The organism is Aestuariimicrobium sp. Y1814 (genome assembly GCF_050113895.1).
In the GTDB taxonomy this organism is placed as follows: Bacteria; Actinomycetota; Actinomycetes; order Propionibacteriales; family Propionibacteriaceae; genus Aestuariimicrobium.
The window spans coordinates 35,694-53,717 of sequence record NZ_JBNJRW010000015.1; the positions used below are offsets into that span (position 1 = coordinate 35,694).

Below are 18,024 nucleotides of genomic sequence, written 5' to 3' on the forward strand. Positions count from 1 at the left end.
TCAGCCCTTCTGGTCGGGAACGGTGGTTGGTGCAGGGTCAGTCTGCGAGTGGGGGTGGCGCAGCGAGGGCCATTCGCCGGCCTCGTGCGCGCGCCGCAGCTCCCACAGGTCGTGGGGCGAGATCGGCATCTTGGTGATCGGGAAGCCCTCGGCGTCCTCGATGGCGCTGGCGAGCACCGCCGAGGCGGGGATGGTGCCGGCCTCACCGGCGCCCTTGATGCCCAGTGGGTTCAGCGGGGTCGGGGTCTCGAGGTGGTCGGTCTCGATGTGCGGCACCTCGCTGGCGAAGGGCATCAGGAAGTCCATGAACGAGGCGTTCAGCAGCTGCCCGGAATCGTCGTATGCCATCCTCTCGTAGAGCGCGCCACCGACTCCCTGGGCGACACCGCCGTGCACCTGCCCCTCGACGATCATCGGGTTGATCATGTTGCCGCAGTCGTGGATGACGCAGTAGCGCAGGATCTTGATGTCAGCGGTCTCGGGGTCGGTCTCGACGACGGCGGCGTGCATGCCGTTGGCGAAGGTCGCGCCCTTGGGGGAGTAGAAGTCCTTGCCCTCCAGGCCGGGTTCCTCACCGGGTGAGATCGGCGGCTTCGACAGGTCGACCGAGGTCGAGAACTGGGTGGCCGCCTTGGCGGTCTCGTCGAAGGCGTAGCGCAGCGGGTTCGACAGCACCGAGACCATGCCCAGGCTCATCTGGTTCTCGGGGTCACCCTTGATGCGGATGAAGCCGTCGACGATTTCCAGGTCTTCGGGGTCGGCCTCCAGCGCGTTGCCGGCGATCGCGAGCGCCTTCTCTTTGACCTGCTTGGCGGCCAGGTGCACCGCCGACCCGCTGGTCACCGCGGCGCGGGAGGCGAAGGTGCCCACCGAGTAGCCGAAGCGGCGGGTGTCGCCGGTGGTGACGTGCACGTCCTCGAGGGGGACACCGAGTTCCTCGGCCACGATCTGCGCGAACGAGGTGGCGTGCCCCTGGCCCTGGGTGGTGACGCCGGTGGCGACGTTGACCCGTCCGTTGGTCTCGACCTGGATGTGGCCGCCCTCGTAGGGGCCGATGCCGGTGCCCTCGACGTAGCAGCCGATGCCAAGCCCGACCTTGCGGCCCTCGGCGGCGGCCTGGGCGCGGTACTCGGCGAAGTCGTCCCAGCCGACGAGGTCCTTCAGCTTCTGCAGGGAGGCGGGGAAGTCGCCGGAGTCGTAGACGGTGGGTCGGCCGTCCTGGAACATCAGGCCGACCTCCCAGGGCATCTGGTCGGGCAGGATGAAGTTGCGCAGCCGCACCTCGGCCCGGTCGAGCCCCAGGTAGTCGGCGATCGCGTCCATGGTGCGTTCCATGATGAAGACGCCCTGGGGGCGCCCGGCGCCGCGGTAGGGGGTCACGATCACGGTGTTGGTGTACAGCGAGGTGTACTCCACCCGGTAGTTCGGCAGCCGGTAGGGCCCGACCAGTTGCACCGAGGTGTTCAGCGGGACGATCACGCCGTAGGGCAGGTAGGCACCGTGGTCGTGCCAGAAGGTGACATCGAGGCCCAGCACGACGCCCTGGTCGTCGAAACCGACCCGCGCCTGCTGCAGCTGGCCGCGTTCGTGGGCCGAGGAGATGAAGTGCTCGCGGCGGTCCTCGGTCCACTTCACCTGGGTCTGCAGCCGCTTGGCGGCCGAGGCGACGCACACCTCTTCGGGCCAGGGGTGGTTGATCTTCACCCCGAAGCCGCCACCGACGTCGGGGACGATGACGTGCAGCTTGGCCAGCGGCATCTCGAGCTTGGCGGCCAGCGCGGCGCGCAGGCCGGTGGAGGTCTGGGTGGAGGACTGGACGACCAGTTCTTCGGCGGTGGGGTTCCAGGTGGCCTGGACGGCCTTGCCCTCCATCGGGATGCAGGCGCTGCGTTCGAAGTCGAAGTCGAGTTCCAGCACGTGGGGGGCGGCCTCGATGGCGGCTGGCGCGTCGCCGACGTTCTGCACGTAGTGGGCGCCGACGTTGCCGGGGGCCTGCTCGTGGACGAGGTGCTTGCCGTCGCGGGCGTTGGCGATCCCGACCACCGGGGGCAGCACGTCGTAGGTGATGACGACCTTCTGGCAGGCGTCCTCGGCGATGTAGCGGTTGGTGGCCACCACCATCACGATCGCCTCACCGACGTGGTTGACCTGCTCCTTGGCCAGGGCGTAGCCGGTGACCGGGTGCTGGATGCTGGGGTGGGGCAGCAGCATCGGCAGGGGTTCACCGGCGGCACCCTCGAGGTCCTCATGGGTCCACACCGCGATGACACCCTCGACCTCGACGGCCTCGTCGACGTCGATGTCGATGATGCGGGCGTGCGCGTGGGGTGAACGGACGAAGGCGGCCTCGAGGGCGGTGTGGCTGAGGTCGTCGGTGTACTTGCCGTAGCCGCTGACCAGGCGCGGGTCCTCCTTGCGCTGGACGGCTGCGCCCATCATCTTGCCGCTCATGCCTGCACCTCACTGCTGCGCTGGGGGGCGCGTTCGCGCTTGATCTCGGCGGCGCGACACACGCTCTTGACGATGTTCTGGTAGCCGGTGCAGCGGCACAGGTTGCCGGAGATGGCCTCGCGCGCCTCTTCCTCGGTGGGGTCGGGGTTCTCGTCCAGGAAGGCGGTGACGGTGGTCACGAAGCCGGGGGTGCAGAAGCCGCACTGCAGGCCGTGGCACTCGACGAAGGCCTGCTGCACCGGGCCGAGGTCGTCGGGGCCGTTGCCGCAGCCCTCGACGGTGGTCAGGTCCATGCCCTCGGCGCTGGCGGCGAAGATCAGGCAGGAGCGGATCGGCAGGCCGTCGGCCAGCACGGTGCAGGCGCCGCACACGCCGTGCTCACAGCCGACGTGGGTGCCGGTCAGGCCGATGTCGTGGCGCAGGGCGTCCGAGAGCAGGCGGCGGGCGGGCACGGTGATGGTGTGACTGTCGCCGTTGACGGTCAGGGTCACCTGCTGCAGGGTCTCGGATTCCGAGGCCTCGAAGAGGGCGCTCCGGGTGGGGGTCGTGGCGTTGCTGATCGGGCTCTGGGTCATCGCTGCACCTCCGCAGTGGGCTGGGGTTCGGGCTGCAATTGTGTGCCCCGGGCGGGTGGGGACTGCAGTTCTGCCAGCAGTCCGCTGACCACGCGGCGGCACAGCGTGCCGCTGAGGTGGCGGCGGTAGTCCGCGCTGGCGTGGATGTCGTCGACCGGTTCGACGTGGTCGCGGGCGGCCTGCGCCACGGCGGCCAGCTCCTCGGCGCCGACCTCGTCCGGGGTGCAGCCGGCCAGGACGCCACCCAGGTCGAGGACGTCGGGGCGGTCGGTGACCGAGACGAACGAGGCCTTGGCGGCGGTGACGCGGCCGGCCTCGGTGGTCAGTGCGACCGCCACCCCGGACAGGGCGTAGTCGCCGCTGCGCCGGGCAAGTTCGTGGTAGCCGGTGATGGTGCCGGCCGGGAATCGCCCGAAGTCGACCCCGAGCACGAGTTCGTCGGGTTCGAGCACTGATTCCATGGGGCCGACGAAGAACTCCTCGGCGCTGATCGTGCGCTCACCGCGGGTCGACCGGGCCCGGACGGTGCCGTCGGTGATGGCGAGCACGGCGGGCATCTCACCGGACGGGTCGGCGTGCGCGATGGAGCCGACGGTGGTGCCGCGGTTGCGGATGGCGGGGTGGGCCACCCAGGCCAGGGCCTGCCGCAGCAGCGGCAGGGCCTGGTGGGCGGCGTCGTGGTGTTCCAGTTCCGAGTGGCGCACGGTGGCGCCGACCCGCACCCGGTCCGCCAGCACCTCGACGCTCGACAGCTCACTGATCCGGTTGATGTCGACCAGGTGGGCCGGCGTGGCCAGGCGCATGTTGAGCACGGGCACCAGGCTCTGGCCGCCGGCCAGCACCTTCGCGTCGTCAAGCTCGGCGAGCAGTGCGACGGCCTCGTCGATGGTGGTGGGGGAGTGGAGGGTGAACGGAGCGGGCTTCACGGTCCTGCTTTCGTCGGGCCGGCCGGGCACCAACCCGGCCGGCATTCGGCTGACTTACTGGGTCGGGTCGTCCTGGGCGGCACGACGTCGGGCTGCAGCTCCATGGTCGTCCTCGAGGCCGAGGTTCTCAAGGGCCTGGTGGCCGGTCGGGTCGGCGATCAGGACGTTGTCCTCGACCGTCAGCTCGGAATCGGCGCGGTCCTTCAGGTGCTGCGGGGCAACCAGGCGGGCCAGGTGGTACATGCCGACCGTGACGATGGTGCCCAGCGAGATGCCGGAGAGCACGAAGTCGTCGGTGAAGCGCAGGGACACGTCACCGATGGCGATGATGATGCCCGCCGAGATCGGCACCAGGTTCAGCGGGTTGGCGAAGTCGACCTTGTTCTCCTTCCAGATCTTCGCGCCGAGCAGGCCGATCATGCCGTAGAGCACCACGGTGATGCCGCCGAGGACACCGCCCGGGGTCGCCGAGATGACCGCGCCGAACTTGGGCGAGAAGCCGAACAGGATCGCCACCAGTGCTGCCACGGTGTACGCCGCGGTGGAGTAGACGCGGGTGGAGGCCATCACGCCGATGTTCTCGGCGTAGGTGGTGGTCGGCGAGCCGCCGAAGAAGGTGGCCACGGCCGAGCCGACGCCGTCCGCGGCAACCGCGGCGCCCATCTTGTTGTCGAGGTTCTCACCGGTCATCTCGGCCACAGCCTTGACGTGACCGACGTTCTCGGCGACCAGGGCGATGACGGCCGGCAGCACCAGCAGGGTGAAGTTGAACGAGAACTCGGGCAGGTGCCAACCGACGATGCCGGCCGCGTTGTCGGTGGCCGGCGGCAGGCCGAACCAGTCGGCGGTCATCACACCGCTCCAGTCGACACGCCAGTGGGTGTCGACCTCACCGGTGCCGGCGTTGTAGCTGGTGATCTGACCCATGGTCAGGTCGAGCACCCACGACAGCACGTAACCGAAGATCAGGCCGATGAAGATCGAGATGCGACCCAGGAAGCCACGAAGGCCGACACTGAGCAAAATCACCACGAACATGACGGCGAAGCCGACCCACTGGTCCTGCGGCCAGTAGACCGAGGCGACCACGGGGGCCAGGTTGAAACCGATGAGCATGACCACTGCGCCGGTGACGACCGGCGGCAGCACCTTGGTGAGCACCGCGGCGCCGACGAAGTGGATGAACACACCGACCAGGGTCAGCACCAGGGCGGAGACGAAGATCGCGCCCGTGACCTGCTGCGGGGTGCCGCCGCCGGCGTAGATGGCGACCACGCCACCCACGAAGGCGGCCGAGGTGCCGAGGTAGGACGGGACCTTGCCGCGCACGATCAGCAGGAACAGGATGGTGGCGACACCGCTCATCATGATCGCGAGCTGCGGGTTCAGCCCCATGATGATCGGGAAGACGAAGGTGGCGCCGAACATGGCAACCACGTGCTGGGCACCGAGCCCGATGGTGCGGCCCCAGCTCAGGCGCTCATGCGGCGGAACCACATCATCGGGGCCTGCGATTTTGCCATCCCCGTGCAGTTTCCAAATTGCCATGTGAAGTCCTCCTTGGACCTCGTTGCGTGTGACGCGCAACGGATGATTTTTGTGAACCCTAGATTGCCTGCCCGGGCCTGTGTACCGGCAAGTATGGCCGAGGAGACCGGGTTTTCGTTGGCACTAGTTGACAGTTTCGCGCTGAACCTGCCCCTGACTAGGTCAGTTGCGCCGAAAGCTGTGCTGACAAGGGGTGTTTCGGCCGTGTAACGCTTTGTTACAGGCCGCGCATCTGGATCACGTGCAGCGCCAGGGCCAGAGAGAAGCGCCGGTGCGGGTCGGTGGTGAAGGGGCCCAGCAACTGCTCGAGCTTGGTGATCCGGTAGCGCAGGGTGTTGTAGTGGAAATGCAGTGCGCGCGAGGTCTCGGCCACGTTCAGGTTGTTGTCCAGCAGCACCGACAGGGTCATCCGCAGGTCCTCGGCGTCGGGCAGTTCCGAGGTCGCCAGTGGCCCCAGGGTTTCCATCGCGAAGGTGCGCAGCTCGTCCGGGTCGACCTGGGACAGCAGGCGGAACACGCCCAGCGAGCCGAAAGGGGTGACCGACCCGTTGCCGTGCAGGCGCCGGCCCACCACCACCGACTCGGTGGCTTCCGCATAGGCCCGCGGCAGGTCGGCGATGTCGGTGATCGGGCGCGAGACCCCGGTGGTGAACGAACGCCGCCCACCGCCACCGTCGCCGCGCACGCTGCGGGCGAAGCGGGCGACGGCCCGCTCCAGGGCCTCGGTGGAGGTGTCCCGGGCCACCCCGATGACCGCGACCACCTCCTGGGCGTAGCCCGCGACCGGCGCCTCCGGGTCGGACTCGTGCACCGCCTGCGCCCAGGCGCGCGAGAAGCGCTCCTGCAGTGAGCGTTCGTCCTGCGCCTCGAGCGGGGTCGCGGTGGGGTCGACGTCGGCGACCACCACGACCACCGGACGATCAAGCTGCCAGCCCAGCGAGTGGGCATGGCCGACGACGCGTTCCGGTGGCCCGGCCCGCCCGACCAGGGCGTCGCGCAGGAAGTCGGCCCGGTACTTGTTCTCGACGGCGGCGACGGCCTGCTGCTTGGTCATCACCAGCGCTGCCGCCGCGGCGGCCCACTCGACCATGGGGGCCTGGGCGGTGGCGATGGTGGTGTGGCTGAGCACCAGCAGGCGGCCCTCGTGGCGGCCACGCACCATCACCGGCACCAGCAGCCGGCTGCGGCCCTGGTCGTCATCGGTCACCACCCCGGTGGGTTCGGTCTCCACCCGCAGGCGGCCGGTGCGGTCGAAGGCGGCCAGGCCCAGCACGTCGTCGAGGTCGACCCCCTCGGCCACCGCCGAGGCCAGCACCCGACCGTCCATCGTGGTGACCACCGCCGCGTCGGCCATGGCGGTGACCAACCCGGCGCAGACGGTGGTCAGGTCGCCGCCGGAGATGACGATGTCGACCAGGTCGCCGACCACCTGCTCGTTGCGGGCCAGGTCACCGGCGCGCCGGTTCAGCACCAGCGACAGCACCTGGTTGATGATCTCGTCGAAGCCGATGTTGTCGGGCAGGGTGAGCAGCGGGAAGTCGAGCGCGTCGGCGGTGGCCAGCGCCTGCTCGGGCAGCTCGTCGAGGTAGCGGTTCAGCTTGATGCCGAGTGCGGCCAGGCCCCGCTCGGCCAGGCTGGTGATGAACTCCGAGAGGTCGCCGGCCTGCTGCAACGGGTAGCCGGTGGTGAGCAGCAGCTGGTCGGGATTGGTCCACGGCAGCACGTCGGGGACTTCCATCACATTGACCCTGGTGACCCGGCGGTCGAGGCCCTGGTGCCCGGCGACCACCTCGGTGCCGGCCAGCGCGGCCACCTCGAGCACCTCGCTGACGCTCAGCCCGGCCGCCGGTGTCTGGGTGGGCCAGGGCCCCTGCCCCTGGTCGACGCGCGACAGCGTTGGCATCACTTGCCGGATATCGCCGTTGTTGTTGTCACCTTTGGCCATGAACGAAGGGTAGCGGGACGACTTAGCCTTTCGAAATGAGCTCCCTCGCGCCGACCACCGCCCTGCGCCTGCAGGGCTCGGTGTCTGCCGAGAGCGCGGCCGACCTCGTGCACGGGGTTCCGGGGCACGGGGTTCCGGCGCACGGGAGTTCAGGGCAGGGGAGCTCGGCCCGCGTGCTCGCCGCCTTCCCGGACGCCGCCTACCTGCTGTTCGACCACAGCCACGACGCCGTGGTGGCGCTGCTGCGCCGCCAGGCCCTGCAACTGCCCAATGGCGTCCGGCTCATGGGTGCCGACACCCCCGACCTGCGTACCGTGCTGGATGTCGGCGACCAGGTCCGGGTCGCCGCCGACGAACTGGGCGTGCGGCTGCTGCGGGTCGGTGCGCTCAGGATCTCCCTGATCGGCAGCCACCAGCCCACCCGCGTGCGGGTGCAACCCGACCACCACCTCGACGCCGACGACCTCGACGCCCTGGGGGCCGCGCCCTCGCTGCGCTCCCGGGCCGCCCGACTGGCCGCCGGGCTGGAGGCCGACGACCCCGCCCAGCTCGCCGACCTCATCGGTTGGGGTCGGGGGCTGACCCCCACCGGGGACGACCTGACCTGCGGGGTGCTGCTCGCGCTGGTCGCCACCGAACACCTCGAACCGGCCCACGCCCTCGACCTGCTCGGTGGTCACGGCCTGCGCACCACCAGCCTGTCGGCCCGCCTGCTCGGCTGCGCGGCCCGCGGCCTGGCCGTACCGCAGGTGGTCGACCTGGTCGACACCCTGCTCGCTCCGGGGCGCCGGGTGACCACCGCCCAGGTGAGGGCCGTCCACGCCATCGGGCACAGCTCGGGCCGCGACCTGTGCGCCGGCCTGGCCGGGGCCCTTGACCACGTCCTGGGCGCCGACCCGGCACCCCCCACGAATCCCCATGTGACACCCCACTTCACCGAAGGGAAGACAGCATGACCACAGCCCACGTCGAGGTGCGAACCGGCACCTATTACGACTCGGTCACCCTGATGCAGATCTCGCAGAAGGTGAAACTGACCGAGGGCGTCGAAGACGCCCAGATCGGCATGGCCACCGAACTCAACGTCGGCCTGCTGGAACAGTCGGGCTACCAGATTCCCGACTCGGTCACCCCGAACGACGTCGTGGTGGCGCTGCGCGCCGACTCGCAGGAGGCCGTCGAGCGGGGCCTGGCCAGCCTGGACACCCACCTGGCCGCGCTGCGTGACAGCGCCCGCAATGCCGGCACGGGCACCGACGACGTGGCTTCGCGCACCTCGGCCAGCGCCGCCCAGCGCGAAAGCCAAGCGGCGATCAGCGTCATCTCCGTGCCCGGTGCGCACGCCTTCACCGAGGCCATGGACGCGGTCAACTCCGGGCTGTCGGTGATGCTGTTCAGCGACAACGTGCCGGTCGCCGAAGAGATCGTCCTCAAGGACGCCGCCGCCCGCCAGGGCGTCCTGGTGATGGGCCCTGACTGCGGCACTGCCGTGGTCAACGGCATCGCCCTGGGCTTCGCCAACGTGGTGCGCCGCGGCCCGATCGGCATGATCGCCGCCTCCGGCACCGGCGCCCAGCAGGTGATGTGCCTGCTCGACCAGGCCGGTGCCGGCATCACCCATTGCCTCGGCCTGGGTGGGCGTGACCTGGGTGCTGCCGTCGGTGGGCGTTCGGCCCGCCAGGCGCTGGCGGCCCTGGGTGCCGACGCCGAGACCCAGCAGATCGTGCTGGTCTCCAAGCCGGCCGCCCCTGAGGTGGTCGCCGACCTCGAGCAGCAGGCCGCCGGCCTCGGCAAGCAGATCACCTGGGCCACCCTCGGCCCCGGCCTGCCCGACCTCACCGCCGGTGTCGAGGCCGCCCTGGCCGCCGGCGGGCACCCCGTGCCGACCTGGCGTTCCTGGCCCGGGGCTGACCCCGCAGCGCCGGTCGCCGGTTCCCTGCGCGGCCTGTTCTGCGGCGGCACGCTGGCCGACGAGGCCATGTTCATCGCCGAGGAGTCCCTGGGTGCCATCCGCTCCAACCTCACCGATGACCCCGAGCTCAGCATCGCCCCCGACGCCAGGGCCGAGGGCCACGTGATCCTCGACTTCGGTGCCGACGAGATGACCCAGGGTCGTCCGCACCCGATGATCGACCCGTCGCTGCGGCTCGACCGCATCCGCGCCGAGGGCCGCGACCCCGGCTGCGGGGTGCTGCTGCTCGACCTGCTGATCGGTTACGGCGCCCACGCCGACCCGGCCAGCGACCACGCCCAGGCCATCAAGGACGCCCGGGCTGCGGCCGAGGCCGACGGACGAGAACTGCCGGTGGTGGTCTCGCTGATCGGTACCGAGTCCGACCCGCAGGGGCTGGTCGGCATCGCCGAGACCCTCAGCGCCGCCGGCGCCTCGGTCTTCGTGTCCAACGCCCAGGCCACCCGCCACGCCATCGCCCAGCTCTCCGAAGGGACCCACGCATGAGTGACCAGACCCTGACCACGCTCCTGAACGCCCCCGCCGCAGCCGTCACCGCCGGCGCCGGGCTGTTCGCCGACTCCCTGCGCGACCAGGGCGTCTCCGTGCGCGAGGTGGACTGGCGCCCGCCGATGGATGGCGTCAACCCCGAGGCCCTGGCCAAGGTGATGGCCGACCCGCGCCGCGTCGAGGCCAATGCCACCGCGATCAGCCGGATGCAGTCGGCCGGCGCCGAACTGGTGGCGCTGCGCCCCGCCAGTGAGGTCTTCGGCCTCGAGAAGGGCCAGTTCCTGCACGCCGGCCCCCCGCTGGAATGGGAACGGGCCTCGGGCCCCATGAAGGGCGCCCTGATCGGCGCGATGATCTTCGAGGGCCTGGCCGAAACCCCCGAGCAGGCCGAGGCGGCGCTGGCCGCCGGCCAGGCCAGCTTCGAGCCCTGTCACCACCACGATGCGGTCGGCCCGATGGCCGGGGTGGTCTCCCCGTCGATGTGGATGTTCGAACTGCGTGACCCGGTGCACGGCAACACCGCCTACTGCTCCCTCAACGAGGGCCTCGGCAAGGTGCTGCGCTACGGCGCCTACGGGCAGGAGGTGCAGGACCGCCTGCAGTGGATGGCCCGGGTGCTCGGCCCGTCGCTGGCGAAGGCGGTGGAGCGCCACGGCCCCATTGACACCCTGGCCATGGTCGCCCAGATGCTGCAGATGGGCGACGAGGGCCACAACCGCAACCGGTCGGGCACGCTGATGTTCCTGCGCGACCTGCTGCCCGACCTGGCCAACTGCGGCCTCGACCCGCAGGACGTCGCGGACGTGGCGAAGTTTGTCGGCGCCAACGACCACTTCGCCCTGAACCTGGTCATGCCCACCTGCAAGCTGGCGATGGCCGCCGGGAAGAACGTGCCCGGATCGACCATCGTGGTCACCATGGCCCGCAACGGCACCGACTTCGGCATCCAGACCGCCGGCACCGGCGACGAGTGGTTCACCGGGCCGGCGAACAAGCCCGTGGGGCTGTTCCTGGGCTCCTACACCGAAGAGGACGCCAACCCCGACATCGGTGACTCGGCCATCACCGAGACCGCCGGCATCGGTGGCTTCGCGATGGCCGCGGCGCCGGCGATCGTCAAGCTCGTCGGCGGTGACGTGCCCTTCGCACTGACCGCCAGCCGCACCATGTACGAGATCACCTCCTCGGAGCACCCGATGTGGCAGCTGCCGATCCTGGAGTTCCGTGGGGTGCCGCACGGCATCGACGTCACCCGGGTGGCCCGCACCGGCATCCTGCCGCAGATCAACACCGGCATGGCCGGGGCGGTGGCCGGCACCGGCCAGGTCGGCGCCGGGCTGGTGACCCCGCCGGCGCAGTGCTTCAGCCAGGCGATCGAGGCACTCGCCGAGCGCGCGGTGTCCGCCTAGGCACACCTCGCCATAGGGTCCATGCCATGCGAAGCCACGCACTGCTGCTGGCGGCCGGGGCCGGCCGCCGGATGGGCACCCCGAAGGCGCTGGTCACCGGCGCCGACGGGCAACCCTGGGTGGTGCGTGCGATCAGCGCCCTGGACGGGGGCGGCTGTGATCGTGTGAGCGTGGTGGTGGGCGCCGGGGCCGACCGGGTGGAACCCCTGGTCAGCGGCTCCGGCGCCCGTCCTGTACTGGCCGAGGACTGGGCGCAGGGCATGGGGGCCTCCCTGTCGGCGGGACTGGCGGCGGTCAGCGCCGACGACCCCCACGCCGAGTTGCTCGTCCTGATGCTGGTCGACCTGCCCGATGTCGGTGCCGAGGTGATCGCGCGGGTGCTCGCCGAGGCCCGCTCCCGAGGCGCTGCAGCCCTTGTCAGGGCGGCGTATGGTGGCAATCCAGGGCACCCGGTGGTGATCGGGCGGGACCACTGGGCCGACCTGGCTGCCGGGCTGGGGGGTGACCGGGGGGCAGGTGACTGGCTCGCCGGGCGCCCCGTCGACCTGGTGGAATGCTCTGATCTTGCCGGGGGCGAGGATGTCGACGACCCCGCCACCCTGGCCGACCGCAACGCGAGGGGGAAGCACGACGATGGACCGCGCTGAACTGGCCCGACGGCTCGAGGCCCACGGGTACCTGGCCGATGACCACCTGGCCACCTCGGCGTGGCTGGCGCTGCAGATGCAGCGCCCCCTGTTCTGCGAAGGGGTGCCCGGGGTCGGCAAGACGGCCCTGGCCGCAGCCATGGCAGGTGCCCTGGGCGGGCAGTTGTTCCGGCTGCAGTGCTACGACGGCATCGAACCCGAACAGGCCCTCTACGAATGGGACTTCCCCCGCCAACTGCTGCACGCCCGCAGCCAGGCAGTCGACGGCACCGACGAGGCCGACTCCGGCCTGTGGGACGAGAAGTACCTGCTCGAGCGCCCCGTGCTGGCCGCCCTGCGTTCCTCGACGCCGGAGCACCGGGCCGTGCTGCTCATCGACGAGGTTGACCGGGCCGACGACGAGTTCGACGCGCTGCTGCTCGAGGTGCTGTCGGACTGGGCGATCAGCATCCCTGAACTGGGCCGGGTCGTGGCCGAGGCGCCGCCGTTCGTGGTGGTCACCTCGAACCGCACCCGCGACGTGCACGATGCGCTCAAGCGGCGCTGCCTGTACCACTGGATCGACCTGCCCGACCGTGACCGTGAACTGGCCATCGTGCGCCACCACGTGCCCGAGGCCCGCGACGGCATGCTCGACCAGGTGCTGGGGGCGGTGACCCGGCTGCGGGCCCTCGGCCTGGTCAAGCCCCCCGGCCTGGCCGAGACCATCGACTGGGTCAGGGCCCTGACCCTGCTCGGGGTGGACGACCTGGCCGACCCGCTGGCCGAGCTGACCCTGCCGGCGGTGGTCAAGCACGCCGAGGACCTCGACCGGGCGGTGTTGGCCGACCTGGTCGGCTCGGGGGTCGCGCCGTGACCACGGCGTCCGGTGGGCCCGCGGTGACCGCGGCGTCCCGTGGGCACGTCGGCCTGGTGCAGGTGATGCTCGGGTTCGTCGAGCACCTGCGCGGGCACGGCGTGGTGCTGCCGCCCGACCGGGTGGCCACCATGCTGCAGGCGGTGGGGCTGGTCGACCTGCTCGACCGCGCCGAGGTGGCCGCCGCCACCCGCACCACCCTGTGCAGCAGCCCCGATGAGGTGGCCGTGCATGACGCCCAGTTCGGCCAGTACTTCAGCTGGTACCGGCTGCCGATCGAGCAGACCAACCCCCTCGAGATCCCGCTGCCCGGCCAGGACCCCGGCGCTGACGGGCTGGGTGAACCCGGCCCGCCGCAGGAGTCGCCGCACCCCACCGAACGGCTGCGCTCGCGTCCCCTGCGGGGTCTGGCCCCCGAGGAACGCGAGGAGGCGCTGCGGCTGCTCGCGTCCCTGCAGGTTGAACGCCCGCTGCGCCGGGTGCGTCGGCGCACCAAGGGCGGCCACCGGCTCGACCCGGCCGCCACCACCCGCGCACTGGTGCGCACCGGTGGCCACCTGCCCACCCTGCGCTACCGCGAGCATGCGCTGCGGCCCCGCCGGGTGGTGCTGCTGGTTGACGTGTCCGGGTCAATGCGGGCCTGGGCCGAGCCCAACCTGCGCTTCGCCCACGCCCTGCGCCACAGCCACGGCGCCGAGGTGTTCACCCTGGCCACCCGGCTGACCCGGGTCAGCGAGCAACTGTCGAACCGCGACGTCGAGGCAGCGGTGCTGGCCGCCGGGCGCACCGTCCCCGACTGGACCGGCGGCACCCGACTGGCCGACGGGCTGAACCACCTGGTCGACGACTGGGGTCGCCGCGGGCCGCTGCGAGGGGCGGTGCTGGTGCTGATGTCGGACGGGCTCGACACCGGCGACCCCGAGGACTTCGCCGCCGCGATGGGGCGGCTGGCGCGGCTGGTGCACAAGATCGTGTGGATCCACCCGCGGGCCGGGGCCGAGGGCTGGCAGCCGGCCACCCGCGCCCTGGTCGCGGCGCTGCCGGTGGTCGACGGACTGGTGGCCGGTGACAGTGTTGACGCGCTGACCGAGGCCGGACGAGCGATCGCCCGCCCGGCCGGCGGTGGCCCGGCCTGGTCCGTGGGAGGAGCCCGGGTCGGGGACGAGGGTGCCGGGGCGGGGCCCCGGGTGGACGAACAGGAGTGCGCGAATGCGTGAGATTGCCGAGGAACTGAGGCTGCTGCTGGACGGCGAGGAACCCTTCGCGCTGGCCATCATCGCCCGGACGTGGCGCTCCTCACCGCGCCCGGCCGGCACCTTCATGGCCGTCACCGGCGCCGGGGCGGCCATCGGCAGCCTGTCGGGTGGCTGCATCGAGGGCGCGGTCTACGAGACCGCGACCCAGGTGATCGCCGAGGGCCGCGCCGTGGCGACCCACTACGGCGTCACCGGCCAGGACGCGCTGCGGGTCGGGTTGACCTGCGGCGGAGAGATCGACGTGACCATCAGCCGGGTCGACCCGCGCGACCGGGCCCAGGCCGAGCCGCTGCGCGTGGTCGAGCGCACCCTGGCCGAGCACGGCGCGGCGGTGTTCATCCAGCGCGTCGAGACCCGCCCGGGGGAGTCGGGGGGTGAGGGGCTGGGGCGCTTTGTCGGCTACACCGGCGGGGACGCACTGGTCGGCTCGCTCGGGTCGTCCGAACTGGACGCGCGGGCGCTGGAGGTGGCCGGCCGCAGCCTCGGCACCACCGGCCAGTGGGTCGACGACTCGGCGCCCGAGGCGGAACTGCTGGTCTGTGCGTGGGCCCCGCCGCCCAGGCTGGTCGTCTTCGGGGCGATCGACTTCGCCCGCGCCGTAGTGCGGCTGGGCAAGTTCCTGGGCTACCGGTTGACCGTGGTCGACGCCCGGCCGGTCTTCGCCACCCGGGAACGGTTCCCCGAGACCGACGAACTGGTGGTCAAGTGGCCGCACCGCTGGCTGGCTGCCGAGGTCGAGGCCGGCCGGATCACCCCGACGACGGTCATCCTGGTGCTCACCCACGACCCGAAGTTCGACGTGCCCGCCCTGCAGGTCGCCCTGCGTGCCGGTGCGGCCTTCGTCGGTGCGCTGGGCTCACGCAAGGCCACCCGCGACCGGGCCGCCGCGCTGCGCGAGGCGGGCATGACCGAGGACGAACTGGCCCGGCTGCACGCCCCCGTCGGGCTCGACATCAGCGCCGAGACCCCCGAGGAGACGGCCGTTTCGATCATGGCCCAGGTGATCGCTGCCCGCAGTGGTGCCCCGGGCGGGTCGCTGGTGGGCGGTGAGGAATCCATCCACCGCCAGGTCGGCAGCCACGCCCCCGAGGAATGTGAACCCGACAACGCAGCCCCAGTGCAGGTGCCGAACGTGCAGGTGGCGAAGGCGCAGGTGGCGAAGGTGGAGAACGAGAAGGTGGCGAGCCCGGCACCGTAGTGGTGGGACAACTGCGTCGGTGCCGGGCCCGCCATGGGCAGGGGTCGGCTCAGAAGAAGCCGAGCTTGTTCTCCGAGTAGCTGACCAGCAGGTTCTTGGTCTGCTGGTAGTGGTTGAGCATCATCAGGTGGTTCTCACGCCCGATGCCCGAGGACTTGTAGCCACCGAAGGCGGCATGCGCGGGGTAGGCGTGGTAGTTGTTCACCCACACCCGGCCGGCCTGGATGTCGCGACCGGCGCGGTAGGCGACGTTGCCGTTGCGGCTCCACAGGCCCGCCCCCAACCCGTAGAGGGTGTCGTTGGCCTGGGCGATGGCATCGGCGTAGTCGCTGAAGGTCGTGGTCGCGACCACGGGGCCGAAGATCTCCTCCTGGAAGATGCGCATCTTGTTGTTCCCGCGGAAGATGGTCGGCTGGATGTAGAAGCCACCGGCCAGGTCACCGTCGAGCTCGGCCTTCTGGCCGCCGATCAGCACCTCGGCACCCTCCTGGCGACCGATGTCGAGGTAGCTGAGGATCTTCTCGAACTGGTCGTTGGAGGCCTGGGCACCCACCTGGGTCTCGGTGTCGAGCGGGTTGCCCTGCTTGATCTTGGCGGTGCGGGCGATCACGGCCTCGTAGAACTCGTCGGCGATCGACTCCTGCACCAGCGCCCGCGAGGGGCAGGTGCAGACCTCGCCCTGGTTGAACGCGAACAGGGTGAAGCCCTCCTGGGCCTTGTCCCAGTAGGCGTCGTCGGCGGCCAGCACGTCCTCGAAGAAGATGTTGGGGCTCTTGCCGCCCAGCTCCAGGGTCACCGGGATCAGGTTCTCGGAGGCGTACTGGGCGATCAGTCGTCCGGTGGTGGTCTCGCCGGTGAAGGCGATCTTGCGGATCCGCTTGTTCGAGGCCAGCGGCTTGCCCGCCTCGAGCCCGAAGCCGTTGACGATGTTCAGCACACCGGGCGGCAGCAGGTCGGCGATCAGTTCGGCCAGCACCAGGATCGAGGCGGGGGTCTGCTCGGCTGGCTTCAGCACGACGGCGTTGCCAGCCGCCAGCGCGGGGGCAAGCTTCCAGGTAGCCATCAGGATCGGGAAGTTCCAGGGGATGATCTGCCCGACCACCCCCAGCGGCTCGTGGAAGTGGTAGGCCACGGTGTCGTCGTCCAGCTGCGACAGGGAGCCCTCCTGGGCGCGAATGACCCCGGCGAAGTAGCGGAAGTGGTCGATGGCCAGCGGGATGTCGGCGGCCAGGGTCTCGCGGATCGGCTTGCCGTTGTCCCAGGAGTCGGCCAGCGCGATCATCTCGAGGTTCTCCTCGATGCGGGCGGCGATCTTGTTCAGGATCACTGCGCGCTCGGCGACCGAGGTCTTGCCCCAGGCCGGTGCCGCGGCGTGGGCGGCATCCAGGGCCAGCTCGATGTCCTCAGCGGTGCCGCGGGCGACCTCGGTGAAGACCTGGCCGGTGACCGGGGTGGGGTTCTCGAAGTACTGGCCCTTGACCGGCGGCACCCACTCGCCCCCGATCCAGTTCTCGTAGCGGGGCTTGAAGGTGACCTTCGAGCCGGGTTCCCCGGGGCGGGCGTAGACAGTCATGGGCAACTCCTTCGTTGCGGACGAGCCGCGTCAGCGCCGTGGGGGCAGCACGCCCCGACGGCAGTGTCGGATGACCCGCAGCCTAGGTGTTGGTGGCAGGGACGTTCATGACAGTTGTGCGGTTGACGTGAAGGGAGGACCCCCGCTGGGCTGTGGCTTGTCGAAGGTCACATCTCAACAACGGAGGTCCTCATGTCCCACCCTAAGGCCCGGTTGAACGTCAACGGGCGACTGTTGCTGGTCCAGCGTGTGCGCGTGCAGGGTTGGCCTGTCGCTCACGCCGCGAAAGCGATGGGCATCTCACGCCAATGCGCCCACCACTGGCTCAAGCGCTACGACCAGTACGGCGAGTCAGGTCTTCACGACCGTTCCAGCCGGCCCCACACCATGCCACGGCGCACCAGCCCAGCCGTCGAGGCCCGGGTCCTGGCCCACCGCGCACAGTATCGCCGAGGCCCTGCCCGGATCGCTGCTGCCACCAACGTTCCCGCCCGGACCGTGACCGCGATCCTGCGCCGCCACCACATGCCGCCCCTGGCGCACCTTGACCCGATCACCGGCGCGGTGATCCGCGGCAGTCAGGCCAGCAGGCGCCGCTACGAACGCCAACGCCCCGGTGAGCTCATCCACATCGATGTGAAGAAGATCGGCAAGATCCCCGACGGCGGGGGCTGGCGCCTGCACGGACGTGCCGCCACCAGCGCCGCCAAGAACAAGCGGGAACGGATCGGCTATGACTATGTCCACGCCGCCGTCGACGACTGTTCCCGGCTGGCCTATGTCGAGATCCACGACGACGAGAAGGGCACGACCTGCGCAGGCTTCCTCACCCGCGCCGCAGCGTTCTTCGCCAGCCAGGGCATCACCCGCATCGAGCGCATCATCACCGACAACGCGTTCGCCTACCGCAACAGCCGTGACTTCAAAGCAGCAGTCAAGGCCATGGACGCGAAGCAGAAGTTCATCAAGCCCCACTGCCCCTGGCAGAACGGCAAGGTAGAGCGCCTCAACCGGACCCTCGCGCTCGAGTGGGCCTACCGGCAGCCCTTCACCAGCAACCAGGCCCGCCGCGATGCCCTTGCCGACTGGCTCACCTTCTACAACACTGAACGAGGCCACAGCGCCCTCAACGGGAAACCTCCCATCACCCGAGTGTCATGAACCTGTCCGCCACCAACA

General features: G+C 70.6%; 14 protein-coding genes. 8 read left to right on the forward strand and 6 right to left on the reverse strand.

All coding sequences use genetic code 11. The features are described from left to right. The 5 genes from cutA to ACQE3C_RS14050 form a co-directional block, all read right to left on the reverse strand. Positions 1-2,451, reverse strand: coding sequence for an aerobic carbon-monoxide dehydrogenase large subunit (gene cutA, locus ACQE3C_RS14030; RefSeq protein WP_434539771.1), 2,451 nt, complete (start codon positions 2,449-2,451; stop codon positions 1-3). Continuing rightward, the gene (locus ACQE3C_RS14035) at positions 2,448-3,026 is read right to left on the reverse strand and encodes a (2Fe-2S)-binding protein (RefSeq protein ID WP_434539772.1); all 579 of its coding nucleotides are present in this window, start codon (positions 3,024-3,026) and stop codon (positions 2,448-2,450) included. The genes cutA and ACQE3C_RS14035 overlap by 4 nt, the downstream gene beginning before the upstream one ends. Further along, entirely contained in the window at positions 3,023-3,952 is a 930-nt protein-coding gene (locus ACQE3C_RS14040; RefSeq protein WP_434539773.1) for an FAD binding domain-containing protein, read from the reverse strand. The genes ACQE3C_RS14035 and ACQE3C_RS14040 overlap by 4 nt, the downstream gene beginning before the upstream one ends. A 54-nt stretch (positions 3,953-4,006) precedes the next feature. Continuing rightward, complete coding sequence (locus ACQE3C_RS14045; RefSeq protein ID WP_434539774.1) at positions 4,007-5,500, reverse strand: uracil-xanthine permease family protein; 1,494 nt, start codon at positions 5,498-5,500, stop codon at positions 4,007-4,009. A gap of 217 nt (positions 5,501-5,717) precedes the next feature. Next, positions 5,718-7,445: a PucR family transcriptional regulator gene (locus ACQE3C_RS14050; RefSeq protein ID WP_434539775.1), complete on the reverse strand. Its 1,728-nt coding sequence runs from the start codon at positions 7,443-7,445 to the stop codon at positions 5,718-5,720. 35 nt (positions 7,446-7,480) lie between these two features. On the opposite strand from ACQE3C_RS14050, the gene ACQE3C_RS14055 reads away from it, so the two are divergent. From ACQE3C_RS14055 to ACQE3C_RS14085, 7 genes are read left to right on the forward strand one after another with little or no spacing between them, the layout of a single operon-like run. Then, positions 7,481-8,401 (forward strand): oxamate carbamoyltransferase subunit AllH family protein, encoded by a 921-nt coding sequence (locus ACQE3C_RS14055; protein WP_434539776.1) that lies wholly within the window; start codon positions 7,481-7,483, stop codon positions 8,399-8,401. Then, positions 8,398-9,903: an FdrA family protein gene (locus ACQE3C_RS14060; protein WP_434539777.1), complete on the forward strand. Its 1,506-nt coding sequence runs from the start codon at positions 8,398-8,400 to the stop codon at positions 9,901-9,903. The genes ACQE3C_RS14055 and ACQE3C_RS14060 overlap by 4 nt, the downstream gene beginning before the upstream one ends. Continuing rightward, entirely contained in the window at positions 9,900-11,315 is a 1,416-nt protein-coding gene (locus ACQE3C_RS14065) for a DUF1116 domain-containing protein (RefSeq protein WP_434539778.1), read from the forward strand. Before ACQE3C_RS14060 ends, ACQE3C_RS14065 begins: the two co-directional genes overlap by 4 nt. Before the next feature lie 26 nt (positions 11,316-11,341). After that, the gene (locus ACQE3C_RS14070; protein ID WP_434539779.1) at positions 11,342-11,962 is read left to right on the forward strand and encodes a nucleotidyltransferase family protein; all 621 of its coding nucleotides are present in this window, start codon (positions 11,342-11,344) and stop codon (positions 11,960-11,962) included. Next, on the forward strand, positions 11,949-12,818 hold the full coding sequence (locus ACQE3C_RS14075; RefSeq protein ID WP_434539780.1) for an AAA family ATPase: 870 nt from the start codon (positions 11,949-11,951) through the stop codon (positions 12,816-12,818). The genes ACQE3C_RS14070 and ACQE3C_RS14075 overlap by 14 nt, the downstream gene beginning before the upstream one ends. Then, a complete protein-coding gene (locus ACQE3C_RS14080; RefSeq protein ID WP_434539781.1) occupies positions 12,815-14,035 on the forward strand; it encodes a vWA domain-containing protein in 1,221 nt (406 codons plus the stop codon). The genes ACQE3C_RS14075 and ACQE3C_RS14080 overlap by 4 nt, the downstream gene beginning before the upstream one ends. Continuing rightward, complete coding sequence (locus ACQE3C_RS14085; protein WP_434539782.1) at positions 14,028-15,272, forward strand: XdhC family protein; 1,245 nt, start codon at positions 14,028-14,030, stop codon at positions 15,270-15,272. The genes ACQE3C_RS14080 and ACQE3C_RS14085 overlap by 8 nt, the downstream gene beginning before the upstream one ends. 49 nt (positions 15,273-15,321) lie before the next feature. Here the strand turns inward: ACQE3C_RS14085 and adh are convergent, their stop codons facing one another. Then, positions 15,322-16,845 carry an aldehyde dehydrogenase gene (adh, locus tag ACQE3C_RS14090; protein ID WP_434539783.1) on the reverse strand — a complete coding sequence of 508 codons (1,524 nt, stop codon included), beginning with the start codon at positions 16,843-16,845 and terminating at the stop codon, positions 15,322-15,324. 192 nt (positions 16,846-17,037) lie between these two features. Between adh and ACQE3C_RS14095 the strand changes: the two genes are divergently transcribed. After that, the gene (locus ACQE3C_RS14095) at positions 17,038-18,006 is read left to right on the forward strand and encodes an IS481 family transposase (protein WP_259808974.1); all 969 of its coding nucleotides are present in this window, start codon (positions 17,038-17,040) and stop codon (positions 18,004-18,006) included. Positions 18,007-18,024 lie beyond the last annotated feature (18 nt).

What these genes read in the sequence shown, in the direction of transcription:
- ACQE3C_RS14085 (WP_434539782.1), top strand. Translation starts at nt 14,028, where the DNA reads ATGCGTGAGATTGCCGAGGAACTGAGGCTGCTGCTGGACGGCGAGGAA.
- ACQE3C_RS14095 (WP_259808974.1), top strand. Translation starts at nt 17,038, where the DNA reads ATGTCCCACCCTAAGGCCCGGTTGAACGTCAACGGGCGACTGTTGCTG.
- cutA (WP_434539771.1), bottom strand. Translation starts at nt 2,451, where the DNA reads ATGAGCGGCAAGATGATGGGCGCAGCCGTCCAGCGCAAGGAGGACCCG.
- ACQE3C_RS14060 (WP_434539777.1), top strand. Translation starts at nt 8,398, where the DNA reads ATGACCACAGCCCACGTCGAGGTGCGAACCGGCACCTATTACGACTCG.
- ACQE3C_RS14070 (WP_434539779.1), top strand. Translation starts at nt 11,342, where the DNA reads ATGCGAAGCCACGCACTGCTGCTGGCGGCCGGGGCCGGCCGCCGGATG.
- ACQE3C_RS14055 (WP_434539776.1), top strand. Translation starts at nt 7,481, where the DNA reads ATGAGCTCCCTCGCGCCGACCACCGCCCTGCGCCTGCAGGGCTCGGTG.
- adh (WP_434539783.1), bottom strand. Translation starts at nt 16,845, where the DNA reads ATGACTGTCTACGCCCGCCCCGGGGAACCCGGCTCGAAGGTCACCTTC.
- ACQE3C_RS14045 (WP_434539774.1), bottom strand. Translation starts at nt 5,500, where the DNA reads ATGGCAATTTGGAAACTGCACGGGGATGGCAAAATCGCAGGCCCCGAT.
- ACQE3C_RS14050 (WP_434539775.1), bottom strand. Translation starts at nt 7,445, where the DNA reads ATGGCCAAAGGTGACAACAACAACGGCGATATCCGGCAAGTGATGCCA.
- ACQE3C_RS14075 (WP_434539780.1), top strand. Translation starts at nt 11,949, where the DNA reads ATGGACCGCGCTGAACTGGCCCGACGGCTCGAGGCCCACGGGTACCTG.
- ACQE3C_RS14065 (WP_434539778.1), top strand. Translation starts at nt 9,900, where the DNA reads ATGAGTGACCAGACCCTGACCACGCTCCTGAACGCCCCCGCCGCAGCC.
- ACQE3C_RS14035 (WP_434539772.1), bottom strand. Translation starts at nt 3,026, where the DNA reads ATGACCCAGAGCCCGATCAGCAACGCCACGACCCCCACCCGGAGCGCC.